We start from the raw sequence: 24,826 nt of genomic DNA on the forward strand, positions 1-24,826 counted from the left end.
GCTTCCTACGGTGGAGGAGTGAGCCTGGAGACCGCCGAACCCGATCCGCGGCGTTGGCGTGCGCTTGCCGTCACACTGACCGCCGGGTTCATGTCGCTGCTCGACGTCAGCATCGTGAACGTCGCGTTGCCCTCGATCCAGCGGGGGCTCGGCGCCTCCGCCGCGGGCGTGCAGTGGATCGTGTCGGGCTACGCGCTGACGTTCGGCCTCGTGCTGGTGTCGGGTGGTCGGCTCGGCGACGCGCTGGGCAGGCGCCGCATGTTCCTGATCGCCCTGTCGGCGTTCGTCCTGACGAGTGCTCTGGCCGGGGCGGCGGTCAACGAGTCGATGCTCGTTATCGCGCGGTTGTTGCAGGGCATGGCCGCAGGCATGCTCACCCCGCAGAACAGCGGGCTCATCCAGGAGTTGTTCAGCGGCGCCGAGCGTGGTCGGGCGTTCGGCGCGTTCGGGACGACGGTGTCGTTGTCGACGGCGGTCGGCCCCGTGCTGGGCGGGGCGATCATCGCGCTGTTCGGGGCGGAGACCGGTTGGCGCTGGGTGTTCTTCGTCAACGTCCCGATCGGGGTGCTGGCGTTCGTGCTGGCACTGCGGTTGCTGCCCAAGGCCCCGAAGCGGACCGGCTCCCTGCGGTCGCAGCTCGACTTCGTCGGTGTGGTCCTGCTGGGTGCCGCCGTGCTCGGAGTGCTGTTCCCGCTCGTGCGCTCGGAGCAGGACGGGTGGAGTGCCCTGTGGTGGATGCCACCCGTGGCCGTGGTGTTCGCCGTCGCGTTCGTGTGGTGGGAGCGTCGGCTGGTGCGGCGTGGTGGTTCGCCGCTGCTGGACGTGCGGCTCTTCACCGAGACCCCGGGCTACGCGACGGGAGCGGCGATCGGCACGGTGTACTTCGCGGGGTTCGCGGGGATCTGGCTGGTCTTCGCGTTGTTCTTCCAGCAGGGCCTCGGGTACACGCCGCTGGAGTCGGGGCTGGTGGTGACGCCGTTCGCTCTCGGCGCCGCCGTGTCGGCGACGCTGGCAGGCAGGCTCGTCGCGCGACTGGGCAGGGTGCTGACCCTGACCGGACTGTGCATGGTGGCGGTGGGCCTCGGTGCTGTCGCACTGACAGCTCCGCTGGTCAGTCCTGGTGCGACCGGGTTCGCGGTGGCCGTTCCGTTGCTGGTCGCCGGATTCGGGGGCGGCATGGTGATCTCGCCGAACACCACGTTGACGTTGGAGTGCGTGCCCACGCGCATGGCCGGAGTCGCCGGGGGAGCGCTGCAGACCGGACAACGCATCGGCAGTGCGGTCGGCATCGCGCTGCTGGCTTCCGTGTTCCACGTCGGCATCGACTCGGACGGCGGTTACCCCGAGGGACTGCGCTGGGCGATGGTGAGCGCGGTGGCGATCGTCCTCGTCGCGCTCGTGCTGGCTGTGGTCGACCTGCGGAGGCGCCCTCACCGAACGCCACAGCCGCGGACGCGGAAAGTGAATGTGTCTAGCCCATCCGAGTGACTAGATTGCTGCTCCGGTCAACTCGACTGGCGTAGAGTCATCGTATCGGTGATTCTTGTGCCAGCCTTCGGCGAGATGTCTGCTCTCACGGCCGGATCGGCGACCGCGGGGGATCGATCGGGACGGCATCGAAGGTCTCAGGTTCGGGCGGGTCCCGGCTGGAAGGGGACGGGGCCCGCCCGAACGCGCGTCGAACACGTCAACGGACCTCTCGTGCGCTCGTCACGGCGAGTGGTTCCCCGCTTCCGTGGACACCAGCGGGCACCAGCACCGTTCGCCGTGCCTGGCTCGGCGTCGGGATCCGGTTTCAGCCGCGATCGTCCGCGGGCCGCTGGGCCACGGAGGTGAGTGCGGCGGCGGCCTTCTTCTTCTTGTAGCGGATGAGGAAGAACAGACCGACCGCGGCGAGCACACCCACCACGATCATGCCGCCGGTGCTGAGGATGCCCTCGACGCGGCGAGCGGCCTCTCCCAGCGCCGCACCCAGGCTGACGTGCAGCGTCGACCAGCAGAGAGCGCCGGAGAGGACGGCGGGCAGGAACTTGCGGTACGGCAGTCCCGAGGTTCCCGCGGCGGCGGGGGTGAGTGTGCGCACCACCGGCAGGAAGCGGGCGAAGAACACCGCCCACGCGCCCCGGCGCTGCAGGATGCCGGTGGCCTTGTCCCACGCGTCGGTGCCGTAGCGCTGGATCAGCTTCGTCTCCCGCAGGCGCGGCCCGTAGCGGCGCCCGATGGCGTAACCGATCGAGTCACCGATACCGGCACAGGCCGTGACGACCAGGACGAGGACGATGAACCGGGGCGCGGTGTTGGCCGTGGTGGCCGCGATGAGCAGACCGGATTCACCCGGCGCGATGAAGCCCAGTCCGATGGTGCACTCAAGCAGGACCAACAGTCCTGTCGCACCGACGAGTGCCGGCTGCGGCAGGCTCTGCAGCCAGTTGAGCACATCAGTTACCACGGGTATCCCCCTGAATGTCGCTGTCTGTCGCCGTCACCGGATCGAGTGAACGGGCCTCGTCGGTTACGACGACAGTAGCGGCCGCCTGGTTCACCGACCCCAGGGGATTTCCCTGATTTCCTTCCACGGTTCCCGATCGGTGTCAGCCCATGCGAGCGAGGACGCTGCTGGCCTCCTGCGCCGCGGGGGCGGCCCCGGCGAGGTGCTGGAGGTTCTCCGGCAGCGGCTCGCCCCGGTGGGCCTTGGTCTGGGCGAACAGCTTGCCCGCGCGGTACGACGACCGCACCAGCGGACCCGCCATGACCCCGGCGAAGCCGAGGGCCTCCGCCGCCTTCGTGTGCTCCACGAACTCCTCGGGCTTCACCCAGCGGTCGACCGGATGGTGCCGGACCGACGGACGCAGGTACTGCGTGATGGTGAGGATCTCGCAACCGGCCTCCACGAGGTCGCGCATCGCGGGTTCGACCTCCTCCGGGGTCTCGCCCATGCCGAGGATGAGGTTCGACTTGGTGACCAGTCCGGCCTCACGGGCACGGCGGATCACCTCGAGCGACCGCTCGTAGCGGAAGCCGGGCCTGATGCGGCGGAAGATGCGGGGCACCGTCTCGACGTTGTGGGCCAGCACCTCCGGAGCCGAGGAGAACACCTCGGCGAGCTGGTCGTCGTCGGCGTTGAAGTCGGGGATGAGCAGCTCGACGCCCGTACCCGGGTTCAACGCATGGATCTGCCGGACCGTCTCGGCGTACAACCAGGCGCCGCCGTCGGGCAGGTCGTCGCGGGCGACTCCGGTCACGGTCGAGTAGCGCAGGCCCATGGCCTGGACGCTCTCGGCGACCCGGCGCGGCTCGTCGCGGTCGAGTTCGGCGGGCTTGCCGGTGTCGATCTGGCAGAAGTCACAACGCCGTGTGCACTGGTCGCCTCCGATGAGGAAGGTGGCCTCGCGGTCCTCCCAGCACTCGTAGATGTTGGGACACCCGGCCTCCTCGCACACGGTGTGCAGGCCCTCGCGCCGGACCAGCCCCTTGAGGTCGGTGTACTCGGGGCCCATACGTGCGCGGGTCTTGATCCACGACGGCTTCTTCTCGATCGGTGTCTGGCTGTTGCGGACCTCAAGCCGCAGCAGCTTCCGACCCTCCGGCACCACAGTCACGGGCCCAGCCTACGCCCCGGGTGGTGCGGAACTCGACCGTGCGGGACCCGGGGTGACCCACTCAACCGGAGCGATCCTCATCCCGTGGGCGGGTACCGGTGCGCGGGCCGTTCAGGCCGATGGGGCGAGACGGCGCAGCCACCGGCCGACCGTGTTCACGCCGCGTGTCGCGGTCGTGGCCTGACGGTGCCGCAGGAGCGCCACGAGTGCGGCACCGACGTCGGTCACCTCGTCCTCCGGTTCGTGTGGTCCGGCGAGCCCCGACGTCACCGCCAGGAGACGCAGCTCCGCCTCGTGTGCTCGGCGCACGGCGGGGAAGCGCTCGACGTTCGCGTTCAACACCGCGTGCAGTGCCGGGTGGCGTCCGACGGCCCTGCGCCACGCCCGCGACACGGCGTCGACGTGGTCGGAGTGCTCGTCACTCTCACCGCCGGGCACGGCTTCCGCGTCCTCGGGCCCCGCCACCTCGGCGCGCAGGTGTCCGGTGAGGATCTGCAACCAGCGGTGGTGCAGTGCGAGCAGCAGTTCCTCCTCCGTGCCGAAGACCTCCCGGGCCCCGTCGATCCGGTCGAACGGTATCCGGGCCCCTTCGTCGCGCGTGGCCTCGGCCAGCGCCCTGTCCATGATGTCGCGGCGGTGGTGGAAGTCGCTCCAGCTCATCGGCCTCGATGCCCCCTTACGGCCGGGTCTGCGTGTCACCGGTCATACCGGAGGTCTGCTTCATACCCTCGGTATGTCCGACGTGATCACCATACCATCGGTATGTGACCGAACCGGGCGCGTAAGGTCGTGAGGGTGGCGACAGTGAGGTCAGGGAGGCCGGGAAGGCCAGGGACGTCAGGGAGGCCAGGGAGGCCAGGGAGGCCGCTGGCATCGCCCAGGTCACGGAGGGACGACTACGCCGAGTCCACACGCGGTGCGCTGGTCGACAGTGCGGTCGCGCTGTTCACCGAGCGCGGCTACGCCGGGACGTCGCTCGACGAGATCGCCAGGCGAGCCCGCGTGACGAAGGGCGCGCTCTACCACCACTTCAACGGCAAGCAAGCGATCTTCGAGGCGGCCTTCGACGCGGTGGAGACCGACGTCAAGGGACGGCTGGAGAAGATCCTGCGTTCGGACCAGCCGCCGTGGGAACGCGCACTCACCGGGCTGCGGGAGTTCATCTCGAGCTGCCTCGACCCGTCCTATCAGCGCCTCGCGTTGCACGAGGCTCCGGTGGTGATGGGCTGGAAGCGGTGGCGCGAGGCCGAGGACCGCTACAGCCTCGGCCTGATCAAAGCCGCCCTCCAGGACCTCATCGACGCGGGCGACGTGGTGAGCGTGCCCGTGGACATCACTTCCCGGCTGCTGTTCGGCGCGCTGTCCAGCGCCGCCACCGAGATCGCGAGCTCAACCGAACCCGAGCGGGTCGGGGCCGAGGTGGAGCAGGTCGTCGTCGCGCTGCTCCAACAGGTGAGGGCCGGCTCACCCCGCCCCTGACACCGTTACGCTCGAACGCGTGGAACTCAGGATCTTCACGGAACCACAGCAAGGCGCCTCCTACGACGACCTCCTGCGCGTGGCCAAGGCCAGCGAGGACGCCGGATTCGGCGCGTTCTTCCGCTCGGACCACTACCTCAAGATGGGCTCGGCCAGCGGCCTTCCCGGACCGACCGACGCCTGGGTCACCCTCGCAGGCCTGGCGAGGGAGACCTCACGCATCCGGCTGGGCACGCTGGTGACGGCGGCGACGTTCCGGCACCCGTCCGTGCTGGCCATCTCGGTCGCCCAGGTCGACCAGATGTCCGGCGGTCGTATCGAGTTCGGACTCGGCTCGGGGTGGTACGCCGACGAACACACCGCCTACGGCATCGACCTGCCACAGCCACGTGAGCTGTTCGACCGCTACAGCGAGCAGTTGGAGATCATCACCGGCCTGTGGGACACGGCCGAGGGTCAGACGTTCTCCTTCGAGGGGCGGCACTACACGCTCAAGGACGCGCCCGGCCTGCCCAAGCCCGCGCAGCGTCCGCATCCTCCCGTCATCCTCGGCGGCACGGGCAAGAAGCGGACCCCCGAACTCGCGGCGCGCTATGCCGACGAGTTCAACGTGCCGTTCAACGACATCGAGACGGCCCGTGCGCAGTACGAGCGCGTCGACACCGCCGCGGAGGCGGCGGGCCGTGGGCGCGGCGAGATCATCCGGTCCGCGGCGCTCGTGGTGGCGGTCGGCAGGGACGACGCCGAGGTGGCCCGCAGGGCCGACGCCATCGGCCGCGAGGTCGACGAGCTCAGGACCAACGGTGTCGCGGGCAGCGTGTCCGAGGCCGTCGACACGATCGGCCGGTGGCGTGAGAGCACCGGCATCTCCCGCCTGTACCTGCAGGTGCTCGACCTGTCCGACCTCGACCATCTCGACCTGATCGCGTCGGAGATCATGCCGCAGGTCGCCTGAACTCCGACGGCCCGGTGGCCCCGCCTCGCGGGAACACCGGGCCGGGATGGTTCAGGACTGCTGCAGGGCGAAGGTGACTCCGGCGGCCTCCGGCTGCTGCGGTCGGGGCAGCCAACGGTCGTCGGTCACCGGTAGGTCGCCCTCCAGGGCCGCGAGAACGGCGTCGCGCGCGAGCGGCAGCGCCTCCTCGACGGTCACGACGCGGCCCAGCTCCGCCGACAGCGACGTGGTGCCCGCGTCCCGGATACCGCACGGCACGATGCGGTCGAACGCCGTGAGGTCCGGGTCGCAGTTGAGTTCGAAACCGTGCATGGTGACGCCCCGCTGCACGCGGATACCGATGGCGGCGATCTTGCGCTCGGGGCGGGAGTCGTCGGCGGGCACCCACACGCCGCTGCGCCCGTCGACCCGGCCGGTGTACAGGCCGAACGAGTCGCACACGGAGATCAGGGCCTGTTCGACGCGCCGCACGTAGTCGACGACGTCGATGGGGTCGCAGAGCTTGACGATCGGGTACCCGACGAGCTGACCCGGCCCGTGCCACGTGATGCGGCCACCGCGGTCGACGTCGATCACGGGAGTGCCGTCGGTGGGCCGGTCCTCGGGCTGCGTGCGCTTGCCCGCGGTGTAGACCGACGGGTGTTCGAGCAACAGCATCGTGTCGGGGCTCTCGCCGTCCGCGCGGGCGGTGGCGAGTTCGCGCTGAAGGTCCCAGGCTTCGAGGTAGTCGATGGTGCCGATGTCGCGGACGTCAACGGGGTCGGTGGACGCGCGGCACGAACGGGTCGCTTTCTGGCTCACGGCGTCGAGGCTACCCCTCAGGACCGTCCTGCCCGGCCTTCCTCCGTTCTCGCGTCACGGCCCGGAGCGGGCAACAGGCTCAGCGCCGGTGCGACGAGCAGGCCGACTCCGACGACGGCGAGGACCGAGCCGAGCGTGTCGGTGATCCAGTGGACTCCCAGGGCGATCCGTGCCGTGCAGGCCAGCAGCGTCGCCACCACCGCGATCGCGCGAACGGTCGGCAGCAGCCTCGGAGCGAGCCACAGGCACAGCACCACCGCGGCGAAGCCCGTGCTCGCCACCGACGCCACGTGGCCGCTCGGGTAGCTGAAGTCGCTGTAGTCCCGAGGGCGATCACGGTCGAAGACGGGTTTGGCCACCAGGCTCGTGAGGCGGCAGGCACCGAGCAGAACCAGTACCCGCAGCGTCACCCATGCCCGTGGATCACCGAGCCGCCGCAACCTGAACGTGGCCACGATCAGACCCACGCCGAGCAGGATCGGCAGAGGTGGACCGAGAACGGCGCTGAACACGTTCGCGGCCGTGCCGAGATCGCCCTGCCAGCGGGTGCCCACGGCGTCGCGCAGCACCCGGTCCAGCGACACCGGAGCCTCGCGGACCACGACCCCGAGGGCGATGAAAGCCGTGAGGAGCAGCGCCCCGATGAGGTACTGGATTCGCACCACACCGTACTTCCCGGACCGCGTCGTCCGTATGACAGCCGAGCGCGTCATCACTCGGAGGACAGCGCACGACCGATGTCGGTGAACGTGTAGGAGAAACCGCACCGGGTGAGCACACCGGGCACCGCGCGTGGACCCGCCAGCAGCATCTCGTCGGCGGCCTCGCCGAACAACACCCGCAACGGCAGGCCGGGCACCCGCCACGGCGTCGGGCGATGCACGGCCCGTCCCACGGCCCGCGTGAACTCGGCGTTGGTCACCGGGTGGGGGACGGTGACGTTCACGGGACCGGACACCCCGGAGTTGCCGAGGCAGAACACGATCACCCCGACGACGTCGGGCAGGCTGATCCAGGGCAGGTACTGGCGTCCGTCGCCGAGCGCGGCTCCGAGCCCGAGGAGGAACGCGGGGCGTGCCAGTCGCAACATGCCGCCCCGCCACGTGAGCACCGGGGCGGTGCGCAGCAACACGACCCGGCTGCCCGCGTTCGCCGCCGGTGCGCAGGCCGCCTCCCACTCCGCGCACAGCCGCGCCAGGAAACCCTCACCGACGGGCGCCGACTCGTCCACCTCGCTGCTGCCCGTGTCGCCGTAGTAGCTGATGCCCGAGGCGTTGACCAGCACCGGAACGCGGTGTTCGGCGACAGCCTCCGCCAGCACCTCGGTGGGTTCGAGACGCGAGTCGCGCAGCACCTGCTTGCGTGCCGCGCTCCACCGGCCTGACGCCAGCGGGGCGCCGCACAGGTTCACGACGGCGTCGACACCGTCGAACGCACCCTCGTCGATCCACCCGGACGGCGGGTCCCATCGGCGTTCGTCCGCGGCCGACGGGGCGCGCCGGACCAGCCGCACGACGTCGTGCCCCTGCTCCCGCAACCGGGAACGAAGGGCGGAACCGATCAGCCCGCTGGAACCGGCCACGAGAACCCGCATGAGCACACCTTATGCCGCGGACGCCACGGGGGCGTCCACCGTGTCGGCGGACGCCCCCGGGTACGTGACTTCGCTGGAGTCAGAGACCCAGCTCGTCCTCGAAGTTGCCTTCCTCGAGACGCTGCTTGATCGTCGTGAGGAACCGTCCCGCGTCGGCACCGTCGATGAGGCGGTGGTCGTAGGTCAGCGGGAGGTAGACCATCGAGCGGACCGCGATGGTGTCGTTGCCGTCGGCGTCGGTGGCCACGACCGGCCGCCGCACGACCGCGCCCACGCCCAGGATGCCGGACTGCGGCTGCACGATGATCGGAGTGTCGAACAGCGCGCCGTTGCTGCCGAGGTTGGTGATCGTGAACGTGCCGCCGGTGAGCTCGTCCGGAGTCACCTTGTTGCTGCGCGCCCGCGCCGCCAGGTCGGCGATCCGGTGGGCCAGGCCTGCCAGGCTCAGCTCACCCGCGTCGTGGATCACGACCGACAGCAGACCGCGGTCGGTGTCCACGGCCATACCGAGGTTGATCGCACCGTGGTAGGTGATCTCCTTCGTCTCCTCGTTGTAGGAGGCGTTGACGTTCGGGTGCTGCTTCAGCGCCTCGACCGTGGCCTTGGCGAAGAACGGCAGGAACGTCAGGTTCACACCCTCGCGCTCGCGGAACGCCCCCTTCGCGCGCTGCCGCAGCTGCGCGACCTTGGTGACGTCCACCTCGTGCACCTGCGTGAGCTGGGCCGAGACCTGCAGCGACTCCTTGGTCTTGACCGCGGTGATCTGGCGGATGCGGTTGGCCTTCTGCACCGTGCCGCGCAGCGCGGCCTTCTCCGCGTCCGACACCGGCGCCGGGGCGCTGGGGCGGGCCGGCTGGGCGGACGGAGCCGCCGGAGCGGGCTGCTGCGCGGTGGGAGCCGCCACCTCCTTCTGCTTGGCCTCGGCCGCGGCCAGCACGTCCTGCTTGCGGATCCGACCGCCGACGCCGCTGCCCTTGAGGGTGCTCAGGTCGATGCCGTGCTCGGCGGCGAGCTTGCGCACCAGCGGGGTGACGTACGGCGTGCCCGCACCGTCGCGTTCGGCCGGGGCGGCAGCGGCGGGCTTGGCGGGCTCGGCCTCCTGAGGTGCCGGAGCGGGAGCCTGCGGCTGCTGAGCCTGTGGCTGCGGCGCGGGAGCACTCGGCTGCTGCGGCGCGGGCTCGGGCTCGGGCTGCGGCTCGGGGGCGGCCGGAGCCTGCTGCTGGGGCTGCGGCTCGGGCGCGGCGGGGGGCTGCTGCGCCGGGGCGGCGTCGGCGGACCCGACGACGGCCAGCTGCGCGCCGACCTCCACGGTCTCGTCCTCGCCCACGGTGATCTCCAGGACGGTGCCCGCGACCGGCGAGGGCACCTCGGTGTCGACCTTGTCGGTCGAGATCTCGAGCAACGGCTCGTCGACCTCGACCCTGTCACCGACCTGCTTGAGCCACCGGGTGACGGTGCCTTCCGTGACGCTCTCACCGAGCTCCGGCAGCGTCACCGGAGTGCCGGACGCCGCTCCGGACGGAGCCGCGGCGGGAGCCGGGGCCTGCTGCTGCGCCGGAGCGGCCTGCGGCTCCGGCTGGGCTTCGGCCTGCTGCGCCTGCGGTGCGGCCTGCTGCTCGGGCTGAGCCTCGGGGGCCGCCGCTGTTTCGGCGGCACCGCCGCCGGAGCCGTCGTCGATCACGGCCAGCTCGCCGCCGACCTCCACGGTCTCGTCCTCACGCGCGACGATCCTGCTCAGCGTGCCCGCGACCGGCGAGGGCACCTCGGTGTCGACCTTGTCGGTCGAGATCTCGAGCAACGGCTCGTCGACCTCGACCCTGTCACCCTCCTGCTTCAGCCACCGGGTGACGGTGCCCTCCGTGACGCTCTCACCAAGCTCCGGCAGTGTGACGGAGTACGCCATCGTTTGCTGACTCCCTTGTGTGTGCTGGGTGTGGTCCGAGTTGCTGCGTCGGCTGTGCCGTCCGTTGCTGCTGTCGGTCGGACAGCAGGTCAGCCGTGCACGTGCAGCGGCTTGCCCGCCAGGGCGAGGTGCGCTTCGCCGAGAGCTTCGGTCTGGGTGGGGTGGGCGTGGATCAGCGGGGCCACGTCCTCCGGGAAAGCCTCCCAGTTGTAGATGAGCTGAGCCTCGCCGATCAGCTCGCCGACGCGGTCCCCGACCAAGTGCAGACCGACGACAGGGCCGTCGGGGGCCTTGATGAGCTTCACCGCACCGGAAGTCTTGAGGATCTGGCTCTTGCCGTTGCCCGCCAGATCGTAGGTGAACGTGGTGATGTCCGGTCCGTACTTCTCCTTGGCCTGTGCCTCGGTGAGTCCCACGGAAGCCACCTCGGGGTGCGAGTACGTGACCCGGGGGATGCCGGACTCGTCGATCGGCTTCGGGTCGAGGCCCGCGATGTCCTCCGCGACGAAGATGCCCTGCTGGAAACCACGGTGGGCGAGCTGGAGTCCCGGCACGATGTCGCCGACAGCGTAGACGCCGGGCAGGTTGGTGCGCAGCCGCTCGTCGGTGAGCACGAAGCCACGGTCCATCCGAAGGCCCGCCTCGTCGTAGCCGTGGCCCGCGGTGTTCGGGCCACGCCCCACGGCGACGAGCAGCACGTCGGCCTCGAGCGTCTCACCGGACTCCAGCGACACGGTGACACCGCCCGCGTCCTGCTTCGCGCCCGTGAACTTCACGCCGGTCTTGAATGCGATCTTCCGGCGACGGAAGGCCCGTTCGAGCTGCTTGGAGGAGAACTCGTCCTCGGCGGGCACCAGCCGGGGCAGCGCCTCGACGATGGTGACCTCGGTGCCGAAGGAGGCCCACACACTGGCGAACTCGACGCCGATCACGCCGCCGCCGAGCACGACGGCCTTCTTCGGCACGAAGTCCAGCGTCAGCGCGTCGTCGCTGGTGATGATGCGGCCACCCAGTTCGAGGTCGGGCAGCGTCTTGGAGTACGAGCCCGTGGCCAGCACCAGGTTCTTGCCCGTGTAGCGCGTGCCCTCGACGTCGACGGTGGTGCCGCCGACGAACGTGCCCGTGCCCTCCACGTAGTTGACCTTGTTGGCCTTCGCCAGGCCCTGCAGCCCCTTGTACAGCCGCGTGATCACCGAGTCCTTGTACTTGTGGACACCGGCGATGTCGACACCCTCGAACGTGGTCTTCACACCGAACTGCTCGCCGTCCCGCGCCGAGTCGGCGACCTCGGCCGCGTGGAGCAGCGCCTTGGTCGGGATGCAGCCTCGATGCAGACAGGTGCCGCCCAGCTTGTCCTTCTCGATGAGCGTGACGGAAAGGCCCAGTTCGGCCGCGCGGAACGCCGCGGCGTAACCACCGGATCCGCCACCAAGGATCACCAGGTCGGCTTCAGCGTCGGTCACTTCTCACTCCTCGGCAGGCAGTGTCGTCGTAGTCGTCGTACGTCGTCGTAGGTCGATACGGCAGTCGGGTCGGCCGTGCGCACGGGCGCCGGCGGCGCTCATGACACCTCATCTTGTCACTTCGCCCGAACGGCGTGCGACCTAGTGCGGTTGTGATCCGGCCTGCAGCTTTGCGTGATCGGGATAATGCACGGTGCGAGGTGGAAGGAGTGTGGTCGCCGTGGGCCTGTTCGACGCGTTACGTCGGCGCAAGGGAAAGGGCGGGAGAGGGCAGGGCAAGCCGGGCACCCTGCGCGGTGCGAGTCCCGGCGACGTCGACCACCTCGACCGATGGGCGGCGAGCCGCCGCGGGGTGGAGGCCTACGTCGAGCCGCGCACGACCGTCACCGAGACCACCGTGGTGCTGGTCGCGCACGACGGGGAGTGGACGCGACGCCGGATCGGCAGTCTGGACGCCGCGCAGCGGTTCGGCCGGAAGCGGTCGATCCCGGTCTACGAGGTCGCCAGGACGGGGTACCCCAAACGCATGCGTGAGTACACGGAGCGTCAGCGGGTGCTGCGGAAGAAGGCGCAGCGGGAACGCGACGCCAGCGCCGAGTAGCTCGGTCTCCACCGGGTCACAGCGATGCCTCCAGCAGCCGGCGGTGCTGTTCGAGCACGGCCCGGACGTCGCGGTGGACGCTGAGCCCGAACACGGGGTCGTCCTCCAGCACCTCGCCCGTCGTGGGCCGCAGGCGCAGCACGGGAGGTTCGGAGATCACCACGGTCCCGGTGGGGCCGTCCGGTTCGGCGGCGGGCGGGGAGAGCTCGGCGACGCGGAGCAGCCGAGGGAAGACCACGTCGGTGGGCAGCCCGTCGCACGCGGCCAGGAACCGCCGGTAGCTCTCCGGCAGGGCGACGCCGAGCCTGCGTTCCGCCTCGCACACCTCGTCGTCGGACGCCGGGGGTGGCGCGGCGTCCGGTGTGCCCCGCAACAGCAGGATCTCCGCGAGCAGCTCGGGCCACGACGGTCCCGCCACATCGACCGGGTGTCGCGTGTGCAGAGCCGCGACCAGCGCGTCGGTGTAGCCCTCGGCCCAGCCTTCCGGAACGGTGAGCGCTCCCTCGGCCAGCAACCGGGCGAGCGGGCGGCATCCGGCGAGCGTGGCCACGTCGGGGGCGGAGGTGTCGCGAGCGATGTGCGCTCACTCACCGACCGCGGCGCGGGCCTCGGCGAGATGCCCGGCCTCGGCGTGGGCCCAGGCGCGTTCGACCAGTTCCGCGAGAGTCGCCTCGGCACCCGGACGGCTGCCGAGCCGCGCGAGGTGAGCGCGGTGAGCGTCCTCCTCCGCGTCGAGGTCGAGCGGGAGGAGCCCGTCAGCCCACTCCGGAGCGTCGGCGCGTACCGACAGCAGCATCGCCCACGCCCGCGCGGTCACTCGGTGGGCCGCCAGCCGGGCGACCGGCCTGCCCGTGGTGCGTCGCCACTGCCGGACCAGCCGGTCGCTCGCATCGGCGGCGCCGACGCACGCCGACAGCAGTGCCGCACGGCTGATCTCGGTGTCCACCGCGTCGTCGGCCGCCGTGAGCACGACGCGCACGGCGGCCTCGACGAAGTCCCCGGGCGGGGTGGTGGGCATCGGTTCCACGCGGCCGGTCAACCTCTCCGATCAGCCGGTCAGCCTGTCGGATCAGCCGTTATCGGCGATGTCGGCGAGCACCGCGGCGATGGTGCGCACCGGCACGCCCGTACCGCCCTTGGCGGTGTAGCCCCACGGGGAACCGTCGTGGTAGGCCGGGCCCGCGATGTCGATGTGCGCCCACGGCAGGTCACCGGCGACGAACTCCCGCAGGAAGATGCCCGCGGCGAGCATGCCGCCCCACCGCTGGCCCGTGACGTTCGCGAGGTCCGCGATCTTGGAGTCGAGACCCGCTCGCAGTTCCTCCGGCAGCGGCATCGGCCAGCCGTTCTCGCCCGTGGCCTGCGAGATCTCGGCGACCCGGTCGCGGAAGTCGTCCGAGCCCATGACGCCGGCCGTGCGTTCGCCGAGCGCCACGACCTGGGCGCCCGTCAACGTGGACGTCTCGATGAGGTAGTCGGGCTCCTCCTCGCACGCCCGCGTGATGGCGTCGGCCAGGACCAGGCGACCCTCGGCGTCGGTGTTGAGTACCTCCACCGTCTTCCCGCCGTACATGGTGAGCACGTCGCCGGGGCGGTACGCGGTGCCCGACGGCATGTTCTCCGCCAGCGGGATGTGCGCCACGACCTCGAGCGGGTACTTGAGCTTCGCCGCCAGCACCACCGACGCGAGCACCGCGGCGGCGCCCGCCATGTCGGAGGTCATCTTGTCCATGCCCGCCGCCGGCTTCAGCGAGATGCCGCCGGTGTCGAACGTGATGCCCTTGCCCACGAGCGCGACCTTCTTCTTCGCCTTCGCTCCGCGGTAGGCCACGCGCAGCAGCCGCGGCGGGCGCGACGAGCCGCCGCCGACACCGAGGATGCCGCCGAAGCCCTTGCGCTTCAGGGCCTTCTCGTCGAGGACCTCGAACTCCAGGCCACCCGTGTTCGCCAGCTCCTTGGCGCGGTCGGCGAAGGACGCGGGGAACAGGTCGTTCGGCGGCGTGTTGACCAGGTCGCGGGCGACGGTGACCGCCTCGGCGATGGCCGTGGCCGCCTTCAGCGTCGCCTTGTGCGAACGCGTGGTGCCCTCGGAAGGTGCGGCGACCTCGACGTTCGCGGGCGGGGCGTCACCCGGCTCCGACTTGTACGCCGTGAAAGCGTAGGAGCCGAGCACGGTACCCTCCACGGCCGCCTGCAGGTCCAGCTCGGAGAGGGTGGTCAGCACCCGCTTGTGGCCGGTCGCGGCGCGACCCGAAGCGCCGGCGGCCCTCCGGACGCGCTCCGGGGTCAGGTCGTCGGCCTTGCCGAGTCCCACCGCCAGCACGATCCCGGCGGGGATGCGGCCCAGCGTCGGAACCTTCACGACCTCCTCGCTCTTGCCCGTGGCGCCCAGCGTGGCGAGGACTTCGGTCAGCGTGCCGTCGAACGCGGAGTCCACGGCCTCGGCACCGGCCGCCAGCTCCACTCCGTCGGACCCCTGCACGGTGCCCACCACGACAACCTCGGCGCGGGTCTTGGCCAATGCCCCCTCGGAGTTCTCGGACAGGGACAGCTTCGGCACGCTCACGTCAGGCTCCTTCAGCGTCAGAACATGCGGACGGCGCTCCCCGGTCGGGGCGACGCGCCCGCCCGTCGATCTCACCCGCCATGCTATTGGCGACACCGGCACACGTGTGGAGGTAGGTCGCCCGATGGCACTCGCCGCAGGACTGTTCGTCGTCCTCGCCGTGGCCGCCTCGTCGGCCGGGTGGTGGACGCTTGCCGCGCTGCCTCTGGCCGGTGTTCTCACCTGGGCGGCGGGAGCTCCCGCCGCGACACCGCGCGGGCGGGTCGAGACCGCTTCGACCACGGCGCGGCAGTGGTGCCTGCTCGTGCTGTGTGCCACGGTCCCGGCCGCCTACGTCGTGCCGGGCGCGAAGTCAGTGCTCGCGCCGGGCCTCGGCTACTCGGCTGTGGTGGTCGCCGTGCTGCTCGCCGCCTCGGTGGCCGACGCGCTGGGGGCGCGGCTGCCCGAGCGGATGTCCCGATGGGTCGTGGTGGCGGCGTTCGCGGTCGCCGCCGCGTTCGTGGCCGTGTGCGTGGCGATCGCGCCCGCGACTCCGACGTTCGCCCAGGCCGAGCCGCCGACGCCACTCGGTCTCGGCGTGGCCGTCGTGCTGGTCCTGCCCCTGTTCTCGGAACTGCGCGCGGGGCGGCTCGCGGCGGCGGTGGTGACCTCGATGGCGGTGGCCGCCGCGGCCCTCTACCAGCTCGGGCCGGTCCGCTTCGGGCTGTCACCGACGTCGCTGCGGGACGTGCTCGTCGCCGCGGACGCCGCGGCGCTCACCTCGATGCTCGTCGTGGTCGCGGTGCTTGCCGGGCTCCTCGGTGCCGTGCGTCACGCGGGACGTCTCCGGGAGGCGGGGGAGCGGGTCACGGGGCGGCCGGGATGGAGCGGTGCGGGCGCGGGGGCCGTCGCGGCGGCCTGCCTCGCGGCGGCCGTGCTCGGCCCGGCCCTCGCCGTTCAGCTGGCGGGTGTCGTGACGCTCGCCGACGTGGCCCACCGGCTCGTCCGGCGTGGGCGGAGATGAGCGGTCGTCAGGCCATCATCGCGGCGAGCCCGAACAGCAGGAGCGAACCGAAAGTGAGGCCCACCACCGACTTGGCGGGCAGGTCGCGGGGCAACATGCTGCCGTGGCGTTCCTTCCACCACACGAGCCCGAAGATCATGCCCACGATGCCGAGGACGATGCCGAATCCTCCGGCCATGATGAAGCCGATCAGAACGATCATGCCGCTCACGAAAGTGAGCAGCGTCGCGGCGAAGAACGCCTTCGTGTCCGAGGCGGGCCCCGCGGACACGCGGTTGGAGCGGTACGGATTCTGCGGCTGTGAGGTCACGCCGCCATCGTAGAGGCGCGCACGCCTCTGGTCTCGCCGCCGATGGAAGATATGCTGACGGCCATGACGACCACGATCCCTTTCAGCCACAGCCCCAGCACCCGTCCGGCCTCGGCGGAGCGGGTAGCTGAGGTACTGGCGAAGCCGGGATTCGGGGTGCACTTCACCGACCACATGGCCACGGTGAAGTGGACGAAGGGCACGGGTTGGCACGACGCCGAGCTGCGGGCGTACGAGCCGGTGTCGCTCGACCCCGCCACGGCGGTGCTGCACTACGGCCAGGCGATCTTCGAAGGGCTCAAGGCCTACCGGCAGCCGGACGGCACGGTGAAGGCGTTCCGCCCGGACGTCAACGCCGCCCGGTTCCGCCGTTCGGCGCGCAGGCTGGCCATGCCGGAGCTGCCCGACGAACTCTTCCTGGGCTCGATCCGGGAGCTGATCGCCGCGGACGAACGGTGGGTGCCGACGCGGCAGGGGGACTCCCTCTACCTTCGGCCCTTCCTCATCGCGACGGAGGCCGGGCTCGGTGTCAACAGCCCGTCGTCCAGCTACCTGTACATGCTCATCGCCTCGCCCGCGGGGTCGTACTTCACGGGCGGCGTGAAGCCGGTGAGTGTGTGGCTGTCCACCGAGTACGTGCGGGCCGCTCCCGGCGGCACGGGCGAGGCCAAGTGCGCCGGTAACTACGCGGCGTCCTTCGTGGCGCAGGCGCAGGCGGTGGAGCAGGGCTGTGACCAGGTGGTGTGGCTCGACGCGAACGAGCGCCGCTACGTCGAGGAGATGGGCGGCATGAACCTGTTCTTCGTGTTCGGCTCCGGTTCGGATGCCCGCGTGGTGACGCCCGAACTGAGCGGGTCGCTGCTGCCCGGTGTCACGCGTGACTCGCTGCTGCGGCTCGCCTCGGACTTCGGCTACCGGGTGGAGGAACGCAGGATCACCACCGACGAGTGGGAGAAGACCGCGAGCTCCGGGGAGCTCACCGAGGTGTTCGCGTGCGGTACGGCCGCCGTGATCACGCCGGTCGGACACGTCAAGCACGCGGGCGGAGAGTTCTCCGTCGGAGACGGCTCGCCCGGCGAGATCACCATGAAGCTGCGTGAGGAACTGACCGGCATCCAGGAGGGCACGCGCCCCGATCCGCACGGCTGGATGTACACGCTGGGCTGAGCGAAGGCATCAGCGGCGGCGTCTGCGTTCGCGCAGGCGCCGCCCCAGCTCCCGGGGTCCTGCCCCGCCACTCCGGCGCAGGAGAACCCGGACCGCGAGCAGGACCAGCACGGCGACGACGGCGACGGCGCTGAGCACGAGTTCCTGGCTCATGCTCGGAACCTAACGATCTTGCCGGTGTCCCGCTATTCGGCGAGCCGTGCCGCGCTCGCCAGCAGCGGCAGGAGTGCCACGGCGCCGGTGCCCGCGCCTTCCGCGATGCCGAGGTCCACGAGCGGTTCCAGGTCGAGGTGTTCCAGCGCCACGGCATGGGCGGGTTCGGTGGTCCGGTGCGCGGCCGCCCACCAGGACCGGGCGCCCGGTGCGAGTTCCTCGGCCAGCAGCGCCGCGGCGCACACGGACAGATCGTCGAGCAGCACCGGGGTGCGGCGCACGGCGGCCTGAGCGAGGAACCCGGCGAGGGCGGCGAGGTCCGCGCCTCCGGCGGTCCGCAACAGTTCGAGTGGTTCCGTCACCACCGGCCGCGCCCGGCGCAGGGTGTCGCGCACGGCGGCGGCCTTGCGCATCCAGGTGTTGTCGTCGATACCCGAGCCGCGGCCGACGACGGCGACCGGTTCGGTGCCGGTGAGCGCGGCCACGAGCGTGGCCGCGGGTGTGCTCGCCCCCACCCCGAGTCCGGCCGGCACGAGCAGGTCCGCTCCCTCGTCCACCTCGGCGTCGGCGATCCGGATTCCGGCGTCCACGGCCGCCTCGACCTGCTCGCGTGTCAGCGCGTCCTCGCTGTCGATGGGGCCTGAGCCTCGGCGGACCTTGAACTCGTCCCGCTCTTCGCTGTCCACGGCGACGTCGACGATCCGCATTCCGGCGCCGGCCCGGTCGGCCAGCAGGCCGAGCGGCGTGCCGCCGTCGCGCAGTTCCCGCACCGCCTCCCGCGTGTACTCGGGAGGGCGGGCGGACACACCCCTGGCCGCGATGCCGTGGTCGGCGGCGAAGACGACGATGCGAGGGTGCCGGGGCGGCGTGGGCCGGGAGCGGCCCTGGCGAGCGGCGAGCCAGTCGCCGAAGGTGTCGAGGGTGCCGAACCTGGGGCGGCTCGTCCTGCGCTGGGTGTCGTCGGGCCGGGGAACCTCGGCGAACTCGATAGGCACGTGCCTACCGTACCCAGCGCGACGGTGCCGGGACGACGAACGTCGGCAGGCGTGCGGTAGGTGCGGACACGCGTTCGCAGGCTGCGGACACGGGCTTGGGGGGACGGGTCTCTAAGATCGGGCGCCATGGCGGGTGGGCTGAGATCACCGGGGGCGGCCGGGGTCGTGCTGGCGAGTGGTGCGGGCACACGCGTGGGAGCGGCGACCAACAAGGTCTACCTGCCGCTAGCCGGTCGCAGCGTCGTGTCCTGGTCGCTCGACGCCTTCGCGCGGGCGGAGGGTGTCGACGTCGTCGTGCTGGTCACCAGGCCCGTGGACCGCGACCTGGTCGAGTGCGTGCTGCGCGACGAGCTGCCCGGAACACCCGTGGAGGTCGTCCACGGTGGACGGAGTAGGCAGGAGTCCGAACTGTTCGCGTTGCGACACCTGAAGAGCCGTATCGAGTCGGGTGCGGTCGACACCGTGCTGTTGCACGACGGCGCGCGCCCGCTGGTGAGCACAGCGCTCATCGCGGAGGTGCTGCGGGTGGCGCGGGAACACGGGGGTGCTCTCCCCGGACTCCGGGCCGACGACATCGTGGCGCTCGGCGACGGTAGCGGTGAGACCGTCACCGGGGCGGGGCACGAGACGTTGGTGCGCGCGCAGACCCCGCAGGGGTTCCGGGCGGCACCGCTGCTGGCGGCCTACGAGCGGGCCGAGGCCGAGGGGTTCGCCGGGACGGACACGGCCTCGTGCATGGAGCGGTTCTCCGAGCTCCCGGTGCGCTGGGTGCCGGGGGAGGAACGCAACATCAAGGTCACCTACCCGCACGATCTGGTGATCGCCGATCGGGTGCTCTCCGAGGGATCGTGAGCCGACGCCGACCGTCCACTCACGACCCGCTCGGGTGGTGGTCCGGACGTCAGAGGACCGGGCTCTTGGTCAGCCCCGGGTCACGTTCCACGACGTCGTCGAGTGCTTCGTCGATGGCCCGCATGAGGTCGTCGTCGAGCTCGGTCCCCGCGGCCTTCACGTTCTCGTGCACCTGCTCGGGCCGCGACGCGCCGATGATGGCCGAGGCGACGTTGGGGTTCTGGAGCACCCAGGCCACGGCGAGCTGCGCCATGGTGAGCCCGGCCTGTTCCGCCAGCGGTTGCAGCTTCTGTACGCGTGTGAGCACCTCGTCACGCAGGTAGCGTTCCACCATCCTCGCGCCACCCTTCTGGTCGGTGGCCCGGGAACCGGCGGGCAGCGGCTGGCCCGGCTTGTACTTGCCCGTGAGCACGCCCTGCGCGATGGGCGACCACACGATCTGGCTAAGACCCTCGCGCTCGCAGGTCGGCACGACCTGTTCCTCGATGACCCGCCACAGCATGTTGTACTGCGGCTGGTTGGAGACGAACGGGATCTTCAGCTCACGTGCCAGCGCGGCGCCCCGCGCGATCTGCTCGGCGCTCCACTCCGACACTCCGATGTAGAGCACCTTGCCCTGTCGCACCAGGTCGGCGAACGCCGTCATGGTCTCCTCGAGCGGCACCGTGTGGTCGAAGCGGTGGGCCTGGTACAGGTCGACGTAGTCGGTGCCGAGGCGCTTCAGCGACGCGTGGGCCGACTCCATGATGTGCTTGCGCCCCAGGCCCTTGTCGTTGGGGCCTCCGGGTCCGGTCGGCCAGAACACCTTGGTGAAGATCTCCAGGCTTTCCCTGCGCTGGCCTGCCAGGCCTCGCCCGAGCACGGATTCCGCCACGGTGTTGGCGTACACGTCGGCTGTGTCGAAGGTGGTCACACCCGCGTCGAGCGCGGCCTTGATGCACGCGTGGGCCTGCTCCTCCTCCACCTGGGAGCCGTGGGTGAGCCAGTTGCCGTACGAGATTTCACTGACGGAGAGGCCACTGCGGCCGAGACGACGAAACTCCATACCGCAAGCTTAGTCGTCGATCATTCGCATGGCTAAACACCTTCCCGGGGGCCGTCGGGCGTGTCCCCACCGGCCAGGCGGTCGTGCTCGGCCGCTGCCGTGGCCGGACCGAGGTACGGCAGCAGGACACAGTAGGCCAGGTCGGGCAGCAGTTCGGGCAGACGCGCGGTCTCGCCCCGCTCCACCCTGGAGTAGACCACCTCGACCACGCCTCCCACCACGGTCTCAGCGGTGATGGGAGGCAGCCTGCGGGGATCGTCGCCGTCGGTGAGGGCGTGAGTGCTGCGGTCCACCAGGTCGACGATGGCGAGCAGGGCGTCGTGGCGCCGCCGCAGCGCGGCGGGGCCGGCCGCGAGGGCCTCGACGACGGTCAACTGCGCCTCGGCCGGGTGTTCGGCGAAGAAGGTGAGCACGGTGCGCAGGGTCTCCTCAACCCGTTGTGCGAACGTGGCGTCCCGCAGGGCGGCGATCCCGCGGAGGCGGGTGGCCAAGCGCCGTGCCACGTCGTCGTAGGCGGCGAGGAAGGCCTCTTCCTTGTTGCGGAAGTAGTGATAGAAGGTCCTGCGCGACACCCGCGCCGCACCCACGATCGCTTCCACGGTGAGGTCCGGGTAGCCGTGTTCGGCGACGCACGCGATCGTCGCGTTGAGGATGCGGCCGCGCTGGTGGTCGGTGACGTACTCACGGGTCAAGCCGTGTCGGCCACGTGGCAACTGTTCCGTGCCTCCGCCCACAACTACCTCCGGTCCGCAACGTCGCACTGGTCGACGGTGGCTCCTGCCGGTTACTCTCCGGTTGTGATCACGAACACGTTCGAGTGCCGTGTCTGCGCTCGGCTGCGGTCCGCTCTGCGCGCCGCGGCTCGAGATCGTGCCTGGGCGGAGATCACCCCAGTGGAGGTCGCGGGCGTGGCGGAGCTGCGTGCGTCCGTCTTCACGCAACATTACAGAAGTGTGGTGACCTGCGGTCTGGCCGCCTTCGACGAGGCGGCCGGGGAGTGCAGGGCGGTGTGCGAGTGTGCCTGGGCCTCGCGCGGAGGTGACTGCGGGGAGCGCTACCGGGCGGTGGCGGACGCGGTGCTGAGCTGGGCCGCTGAGAACCGGGACGCCGCTCGCTTCCTGTTCGTGGTCACGGAGCGTACGTCCGAGCCTGTCCTGCTCGCCCGGCTGAGCGCGTTCAAGCGGTCCGTGGCGGAGCTGTTCGACCCCTCCGCGAAGTACACGCCGGCCGGACGTATCCACGTCGAGTTCCTCGTTGGGCTGTTCTTCCGTGTTGTGGCGGAGGCGCTCGGCGGGGAGGTGTCCACGGCCGCGCTCCGGCGCGAGGTGTTGTCGCTGAGCTTGTTCCTGAGCGGATGCTCGACGCGTCTCGCAGAGTGACGAGCCGGTCCCGGACCGTTGACTTCAAGAAACACCGGTGTTTATATAGGGGGGCCAGTTAACCCGCTGGTAACCCTGACACGGGAGGTAGCAGTGGCTCGGCTCTCTACTCGACCGATCGGTGTCCTCGTCTCCGCGCTGGCCCTGGCCGGCATGAGCGTCGGCGTGGCCGCCGCCGATCACCAGAAGGTGGACGGCTCCATCACGTCCGACGGCGACACCTGCAGCTGGACCGGCGCGGACACCAGCGCGAACCCGCCCGAGACCCTCACCGTCGACCGGCGCTCGGTCAACGCGAACATGACCTGCACGGGCGGGCTCTCGGCCACCCTGAACAACAACCCGACCATCACGTTCGACGACGCCGCGGGTACGGCCACGGCCGACCGGATCACCGTCACCGTGGTGAGCATGGGGGTGTCGTGCGAGTACTCGGCCGACGGGCTCTCGGCCCAGCGGGACGGGAACGCACGCACCTACACCGCCCGTGGCGTGACCCTCACCAAGTCGGGCGGAGGTTTTCTGTGCCCCGGTAGCCGGACCGCCGACGCCGAGTTCGTGTTCCACTGACGGACGGCTTCGTGCCCGTGGGTCGCGTGCGTATCGGGGGATGCGCGCGACCCACGGGGTCAGTCGGCAGGCTCAGTTGACAGGGTCACCGGGCTTCACGCGGGGCTTCGGCACCCGCAGCCTGCGCAGCTGGCTCGCGCGCACGAACGCGTACCAACCGATGGAGGCGCCGCGCACCTCCTCCTTCGGGAACTTCGCGCGCACCTCCTTGGCGATGCGCCTGCCGTTGAAGAAGCCCTCCACGATCATGCCGAGCAGCAGCACGGTGGTGAGCAACGTCGCGTACTGCTGCACCGCCATGATCGGGATCAGCAGGGTGACGAACACCACGATGGCCATGGGCATGAACAGCCCGAGCACGTTACGGCGCGAGTCGACGAGGTCCCGTACGTACGCCTTGACGGGGCCGCGGTCCCTGGGGAGCAGATAGCGCTCGTCGCCCGCGAGCATGCGTTCGCGCCGTTCCCGGGCCGCCGCGCGCCGTTCCTCCTTGTTCACCGGGTTCTGCTTCCGCAGTTCGCGGCTGCGGCGAATGGCCTCGCGCGTGGTGCGAGGTGGCGGGGCGACCGGGCCGCGGCGCCTGCCCTCGGCTTCCCTACGCCGGGGTGTGGGGCGCCCCTTGCCCGGTGTGTAGCCCTTGCGACGGGCCTCGGCCGAGGAGTCGGCGTCCTGGACGGCCGTGCCGGACTCGGCGGCCTCATCGGTGGTGCCGGCCTCTTTGGTGGTCGAACGACGCAGGAACCTCACCTCACCAGGGTATTGCAGCCGACACTCAGCATGTTCATCCGGTCGGCGAATGTGACACCATGGACGGTGGGAACAGAACGGGTGTCCGGTGTGTTGGAGCGGATACCCGCCTGAACCAAGAACCGTGAGGGAGAGTCATGACGACCGCTGAGCAGACCGGCAACACCTCCGCCGACGCCGGTGAGGCCACACACGGCGTCACGCTGACCGAGGCCGCCGCCGCCAAGGCGAAGGCGCTGCTCGATCAGGAGGGCCGGGACGACATGCACCTGCGCATCGCCGTGCAGCCCGGTGGCTGCGCCGGTTTGCGCTACCAACTCTTCTTCGACGAGCGCACCCTGGACGGCGACCTGTTCCGTGAGTTCAACGGCTTGCGGGTGGCCGTCGACCGCATGAGCGCCCCCTACGTGGACGGCGCCGAGATCGACTTCGTCGACACGATCGAGAAGCAGGGCTTCACGATCGACAACCCGAACGCGGGTGGCTCCTGCGCCTGCGGCGACTCCTTCCACTGAGTCGCCGTCGGGCCTGACCCGGCACGGACCGCGCCGCTCCCAGGGCTTCCGGCCGCCGTCGGAAGGCCCTGGGAGCGGTGTGTTCGGGTACGGCAGAATCCACCGACGTGAACTCACCTGCGTCCCGCATCGCGGTTTGCGGCAGTATCGCGACCGACCACCTCATGCACTTCCCCGGTCGGTTCGCCGACCAGTTCGTCGCTGAACAGCTGCACAGGGTGTCGCTCAGCTTCCTCGCCGACGACCTCGTGGTCCGCCGGGGCGGGGTGGGCGCCAACATCGCGTTCGGGCTCGGCATGCTCGGTGTGAAGCCCGTGCTCGTCGGCGCGGTCGGCGCGGACTTCGCCGACTACGGGTCGTGGCTGCGGCGGCACGGTGTCGACACCTCGGGTGTGCACGTCTCGGAGATCGCGCACACCGCCCGCTTCGTGTGCACCACCGACGACGACCTCTGTCAGATCGCGACGTTCTACGCAGGTGCGATGGCCGAAGCCCGGGAAATCGAGCTGGCTCCCGTCGCCGACCGGCTCGGCGGGCTGGATTTGGTGCTCATCAGCCCGGACGACCCCGAGGCCATGCTGCGGCACGCCGAGGAGTGCCGTCGGCGCGGCTACACCTTCGTGGCCGACCCCTCACAGCAGCTCGCCAGGATGGACGGGGAGCAGACCCGGCGGTTCGTCGACGGAGCGGCGTACCTGTTCAGCAACGACTACGAGTGGGAACTGCTGCTGCGCAAGACCGCCTGGAGCGAGGACGACGTTCTCGACCGCGTCGGCCTGCGCATCACCACCAGGGGCGCCGACGGAGTCGACATCGTGGACTCGCACGGCGACCGGGTACACGTTCCCGCCGTCCCCGCGCGGGCCACGGTCGATCCCACGGGTGTGGGCGACGCGTTCCGCGCCGGGTTCCTCGCGGGCAGGCACCACGGCCTGTCACTCGAACGGTCGGCGCAACTCGGTTGTCTCGTGGCCGTGGGCGTGCTGGAGACCGTCGGCACCCAGGAGTGGACGTTCGACCTCGCCGACGCGATGCAGCGACTGCGCGAGACCTACGGCGACGAGGCCGCCTCCGACGTCGAGCAGGCCCTGACCGGCGTGCAGGCGTAACACCGACGCCGTGCCTGCGA

28 protein-coding genes are annotated in these 24,826 nt (G+C 70.7%); 11 read left to right on the forward strand and 17 right to left on the reverse strand.

All coding sequences use genetic code 11. From position 1 onward, the window contains the following. The first annotated feature begins 18 nt into the window (after positions 1 to 18). Entirely contained in the window at positions 19 to 1,488 is a 1,470-nt protein-coding gene (locus SACCYDRAFT_RS05940; RefSeq protein ID WP_005454492.1) for an MFS transporter, read from the forward strand. Between the two features lie 307 nt (positions 1,489 to 1,795). Here SACCYDRAFT_RS05940 and SACCYDRAFT_RS05945 read toward each other — a convergent pair whose 3' ends face one another. The 3 genes from SACCYDRAFT_RS05945 to SACCYDRAFT_RS05955 all read right to left on the reverse strand — a co-directional run bounded on the left by SACCYDRAFT_RS05945 (position 1,796) and on the right by SACCYDRAFT_RS05955 (position 4,259). Continuing rightward, positions 1,796 to 2,449: a DedA family protein gene (locus SACCYDRAFT_RS05945; RefSeq protein WP_005454495.1), complete on the reverse strand. Its 654-nt coding sequence runs from the start codon at positions 2,447 to 2,449 to the stop codon at positions 1,796 to 1,798. A 142-nt stretch (positions 2,450 to 2,591) separates the two neighbouring features. Further along, positions 2,592 to 3,599 (reverse strand): lipoyl synthase, encoded by a 1,008-nt coding sequence (gene lipA / locus SACCYDRAFT_RS05950; RefSeq protein ID WP_005454496.1) that lies wholly within the window; start codon positions 3,597 to 3,599, stop codon positions 2,592 to 2,594. A 111-nt stretch (positions 3,600 to 3,710) separates the two neighbouring features. After that, complete coding sequence (locus SACCYDRAFT_RS05955) at positions 3,711 to 4,259, reverse strand: hypothetical protein (protein ID WP_005454498.1); 549 nt, start codon at positions 4,257 to 4,259, stop codon at positions 3,711 to 3,713. Positions 4,260 to 4,466: 207 nt separating this feature from the next. On the opposite strand from SACCYDRAFT_RS05955, the gene SACCYDRAFT_RS05960 reads away from it, so the two are divergent. Together SACCYDRAFT_RS05960 and SACCYDRAFT_RS05965 are read left to right on the forward strand one after the other, a co-directional pair. Next, a complete protein-coding gene (locus SACCYDRAFT_RS05960; protein ID WP_043537097.1) occupies positions 4,467 to 5,078 on the forward strand; it encodes a TetR/AcrR family transcriptional regulator in 612 nt (203 codons plus the stop codon). Between the two features lie 19 nt (positions 5,079 to 5,097). After that, complete coding sequence (locus tag SACCYDRAFT_RS05965) at positions 5,098 to 6,033, forward strand: LLM class F420-dependent oxidoreductase (protein ID WP_005454502.1); 936 nt, start codon at positions 5,098 to 5,100, stop codon at positions 6,031 to 6,033. Between the two features lie 51 nt (positions 6,034 to 6,084). On the opposite strand, the gene lipB is transcribed toward SACCYDRAFT_RS05965, so the two are convergent. From lipB to lpdA, 5 genes are all read right to left on the reverse strand, one after another. Continuing rightward, on the reverse strand, positions 6,085 to 6,834 hold the full coding sequence (lipB, locus tag SACCYDRAFT_RS05970; RefSeq protein WP_005454504.1) for a lipoyl(octanoyl) transferase LipB: 750 nt from the start codon (positions 6,832 to 6,834) through the stop codon (positions 6,085 to 6,087). A 17-nt stretch (positions 6,835 to 6,851) separates the two neighbouring features. Then, positions 6,852 to 7,547, reverse strand: a complete 696-nt coding sequence (locus SACCYDRAFT_RS05975) for a phosphatase PAP2 family protein (RefSeq protein ID WP_005454507.1) — start codon at positions 7,545 to 7,547, stop codon at positions 6,852 to 6,854. Beyond that, a complete protein-coding gene (locus tag SACCYDRAFT_RS05980) occupies positions 7,547 to 8,428 on the reverse strand; it encodes a TIGR01777 family oxidoreductase (RefSeq protein WP_005454510.1) in 882 nt (293 codons plus the stop codon). The genes SACCYDRAFT_RS05975 and SACCYDRAFT_RS05980 overlap by 1 nt, the downstream gene beginning before the upstream one ends. 79 nt (positions 8,429 to 8,507) lie before the next feature. Continuing rightward, entirely contained in the window at positions 8,508 to 10,331 is a 1,824-nt protein-coding gene (gene sucB, locus SACCYDRAFT_RS05985) for a 2-oxoglutarate dehydrogenase, E2 component, dihydrolipoamide succinyltransferase (protein WP_005454511.1), read from the reverse strand. Positions 10,332 to 10,420: 89 nt separating this feature from the next. After that, positions 10,421 to 11,794: a dihydrolipoyl dehydrogenase gene (lpdA, locus tag SACCYDRAFT_RS05990; RefSeq protein ID WP_005454512.1), complete on the reverse strand. Its 1,374-nt coding sequence runs from the start codon at positions 11,792 to 11,794 to the stop codon at positions 10,421 to 10,423. A gap of 220 nt (positions 11,795 to 12,014) precedes the next feature. Between lpdA and SACCYDRAFT_RS05995 the strand changes: the two genes are divergently transcribed. Then, positions 12,015 to 12,395, forward strand: a complete 381-nt coding sequence (locus SACCYDRAFT_RS05995; RefSeq protein ID WP_005454513.1) for a hypothetical protein — start codon at positions 12,015 to 12,017, stop codon at positions 12,393 to 12,395. Between the two features lie 16 nt (positions 12,396 to 12,411). On the opposite strand, the gene SACCYDRAFT_RS27245 is transcribed toward SACCYDRAFT_RS05995, so the two are convergent. Genes SACCYDRAFT_RS27245 through SACCYDRAFT_RS06005 form a run of 3 tightly spaced genes read right to left on the reverse strand, consistent with a single transcriptional unit; the run spans position 12,412 to position 14,961 of the window. Further along, on the reverse strand, positions 12,412 to 12,945 hold the full coding sequence (locus SACCYDRAFT_RS27245; protein ID WP_005454514.1) for an SMI1/KNR4 family protein: 534 nt from the start codon (positions 12,943 to 12,945) through the stop codon (positions 12,412 to 12,414). 33 nt (positions 12,946 to 12,978) lie between these two features. Next, on the reverse strand, positions 12,979 to 13,413 hold the full coding sequence (locus SACCYDRAFT_RS27250; protein WP_005454515.1) for a hypothetical protein: 435 nt from the start codon (positions 13,411 to 13,413) through the stop codon (positions 12,979 to 12,981). A 51-nt stretch (positions 13,414 to 13,464) separates the two neighbouring features. Further along, entirely contained in the window at positions 13,465 to 14,961 is a 1,497-nt protein-coding gene (locus tag SACCYDRAFT_RS06005) for a leucyl aminopeptidase (RefSeq protein ID WP_005454516.1), read from the reverse strand. Positions 14,962 to 15,085: 124 nt separating this feature from the next. On the opposite strand from SACCYDRAFT_RS06005, the gene SACCYDRAFT_RS06010 reads away from it, so the two are divergent. Beyond that, a complete protein-coding gene (locus tag SACCYDRAFT_RS06010) occupies positions 15,086 to 15,964 on the forward strand; it encodes a hypothetical protein (protein ID WP_005454517.1) in 879 nt (292 codons plus the stop codon). Positions 15,965 to 15,971: 7 nt separating this feature from the next. Here the strand turns inward: SACCYDRAFT_RS06010 and SACCYDRAFT_RS06015 are convergent, their stop codons facing one another. Further along, a complete protein-coding gene (locus SACCYDRAFT_RS06015) occupies positions 15,972 to 16,274 on the reverse strand; it encodes a hypothetical protein (RefSeq protein WP_005454518.1) in 303 nt (100 codons plus the stop codon). Positions 16,275 to 16,337: 63 nt separating this feature from the next. Here SACCYDRAFT_RS06015 and SACCYDRAFT_RS06020 point away from each other — a divergent pair, with 63 nt between their 5' ends. Further along, complete coding sequence (locus tag SACCYDRAFT_RS06020) at positions 16,338 to 17,441, forward strand: branched-chain amino acid aminotransferase (protein WP_043537101.1); 1,104 nt, start codon at positions 16,338 to 16,340, stop codon at positions 17,439 to 17,441. A gap of 9 nt (positions 17,442 to 17,450) precedes the next feature. Here the strand turns inward: SACCYDRAFT_RS06020 and SACCYDRAFT_RS26255 are convergent, their stop codons facing one another. Beyond that, positions 17,451 to 17,594 (reverse strand): hypothetical protein, encoded by a 144-nt coding sequence (locus tag SACCYDRAFT_RS26255; protein WP_005454520.1) that lies wholly within the window; start codon positions 17,592 to 17,594, stop codon positions 17,451 to 17,453. Between the two features lie 32 nt (positions 17,595 to 17,626). Further along, complete coding sequence (locus SACCYDRAFT_RS06025) at positions 17,627 to 18,589, reverse strand: nicotinate-nucleotide--dimethylbenzimidazole phosphoribosyltransferase (protein ID WP_005454521.1); 963 nt, start codon at positions 18,587 to 18,589, stop codon at positions 17,627 to 17,629. 126 nt (positions 18,590 to 18,715) lie between these two features. Between SACCYDRAFT_RS06025 and SACCYDRAFT_RS06030 the strand changes: the two genes are divergently transcribed. Continuing rightward, positions 18,716 to 19,441 carry an IspD/TarI family cytidylyltransferase gene (locus SACCYDRAFT_RS06030; protein WP_005454522.1) on the forward strand — a complete coding sequence of 242 codons (726 nt, stop codon included), beginning with the start codon at positions 18,716 to 18,718 and terminating at the stop codon, positions 19,439 to 19,441. A gap of 49 nt (positions 19,442 to 19,490) precedes the next feature. Here the strand turns inward: SACCYDRAFT_RS06030 and SACCYDRAFT_RS06035 are convergent, their stop codons facing one another. Then, the gene (locus SACCYDRAFT_RS06035; RefSeq protein ID WP_005454524.1) at positions 19,491 to 20,486 is read right to left on the reverse strand and encodes an aldo/keto reductase family protein; all 996 of its coding nucleotides are present in this window, start codon (positions 20,484 to 20,486) and stop codon (positions 19,491 to 19,493) included. Positions 20,487 to 20,518: 32 nt separating this feature from the next. Continuing rightward, positions 20,519 to 21,178 (reverse strand): TetR/AcrR family transcriptional regulator, encoded by a 660-nt coding sequence (locus SACCYDRAFT_RS06040; protein WP_232283781.1) that lies wholly within the window; start codon positions 21,176 to 21,178, stop codon positions 20,519 to 20,521. Positions 21,179 to 21,442: 264 nt separating this feature from the next. On the opposite strand from SACCYDRAFT_RS06040, the gene SACCYDRAFT_RS06045 reads away from it, so the two are divergent. Next, positions 21,443 to 21,865, forward strand: a complete 423-nt coding sequence (locus tag SACCYDRAFT_RS06045) for a hypothetical protein (RefSeq protein WP_232283782.1) — start codon at positions 21,443 to 21,445, stop codon at positions 21,863 to 21,865. A gap of 93 nt (positions 21,866 to 21,958) precedes the next feature. After that, positions 21,959 to 22,435, forward strand: coding sequence for a hypothetical protein (locus SACCYDRAFT_RS06050; protein ID WP_005454531.1), 477 nt, complete (start codon positions 21,959 to 21,961; stop codon positions 22,433 to 22,435). Positions 22,436 to 22,507: 72 nt separating this feature from the next. Here the strand turns inward: SACCYDRAFT_RS06050 and SACCYDRAFT_RS06055 are convergent, their stop codons facing one another. After that, positions 22,508 to 23,182 carry a DUF3043 domain-containing protein gene (locus tag SACCYDRAFT_RS06055; protein WP_005454533.1) on the reverse strand — a complete coding sequence of 225 codons (675 nt, stop codon included), beginning with the start codon at positions 23,180 to 23,182 and terminating at the stop codon, positions 22,508 to 22,510. Positions 23,183 to 23,319: 137 nt separating this feature from the next. On the opposite strand from SACCYDRAFT_RS06055, the gene SACCYDRAFT_RS06060 reads away from it, so the two are divergent. Further along, positions 23,320 to 23,697 (forward strand): HesB/IscA family protein, encoded by a 378-nt coding sequence (locus SACCYDRAFT_RS06060; protein ID WP_005454536.1) that lies wholly within the window; start codon positions 23,320 to 23,322, stop codon positions 23,695 to 23,697. Positions 23,698 to 23,804: 107 nt separating this feature from the next. Next, entirely contained in the window at positions 23,805 to 24,806 is a 1,002-nt protein-coding gene (locus SACCYDRAFT_RS06065; protein ID WP_005454538.1) for a carbohydrate kinase family protein, read from the forward strand. Positions 24,807 to 24,826 lie beyond the last annotated feature (20 nt).

Origin of the sequence: Saccharomonospora cyanea NA-134 (genome assembly GCF_000244975.1) — a bacterium.
In the GTDB taxonomy this organism is placed as follows: Bacteria; Actinomycetota; Actinomycetes; order Mycobacteriales; family Pseudonocardiaceae; genus Saccharomonospora; species Saccharomonospora cyanea.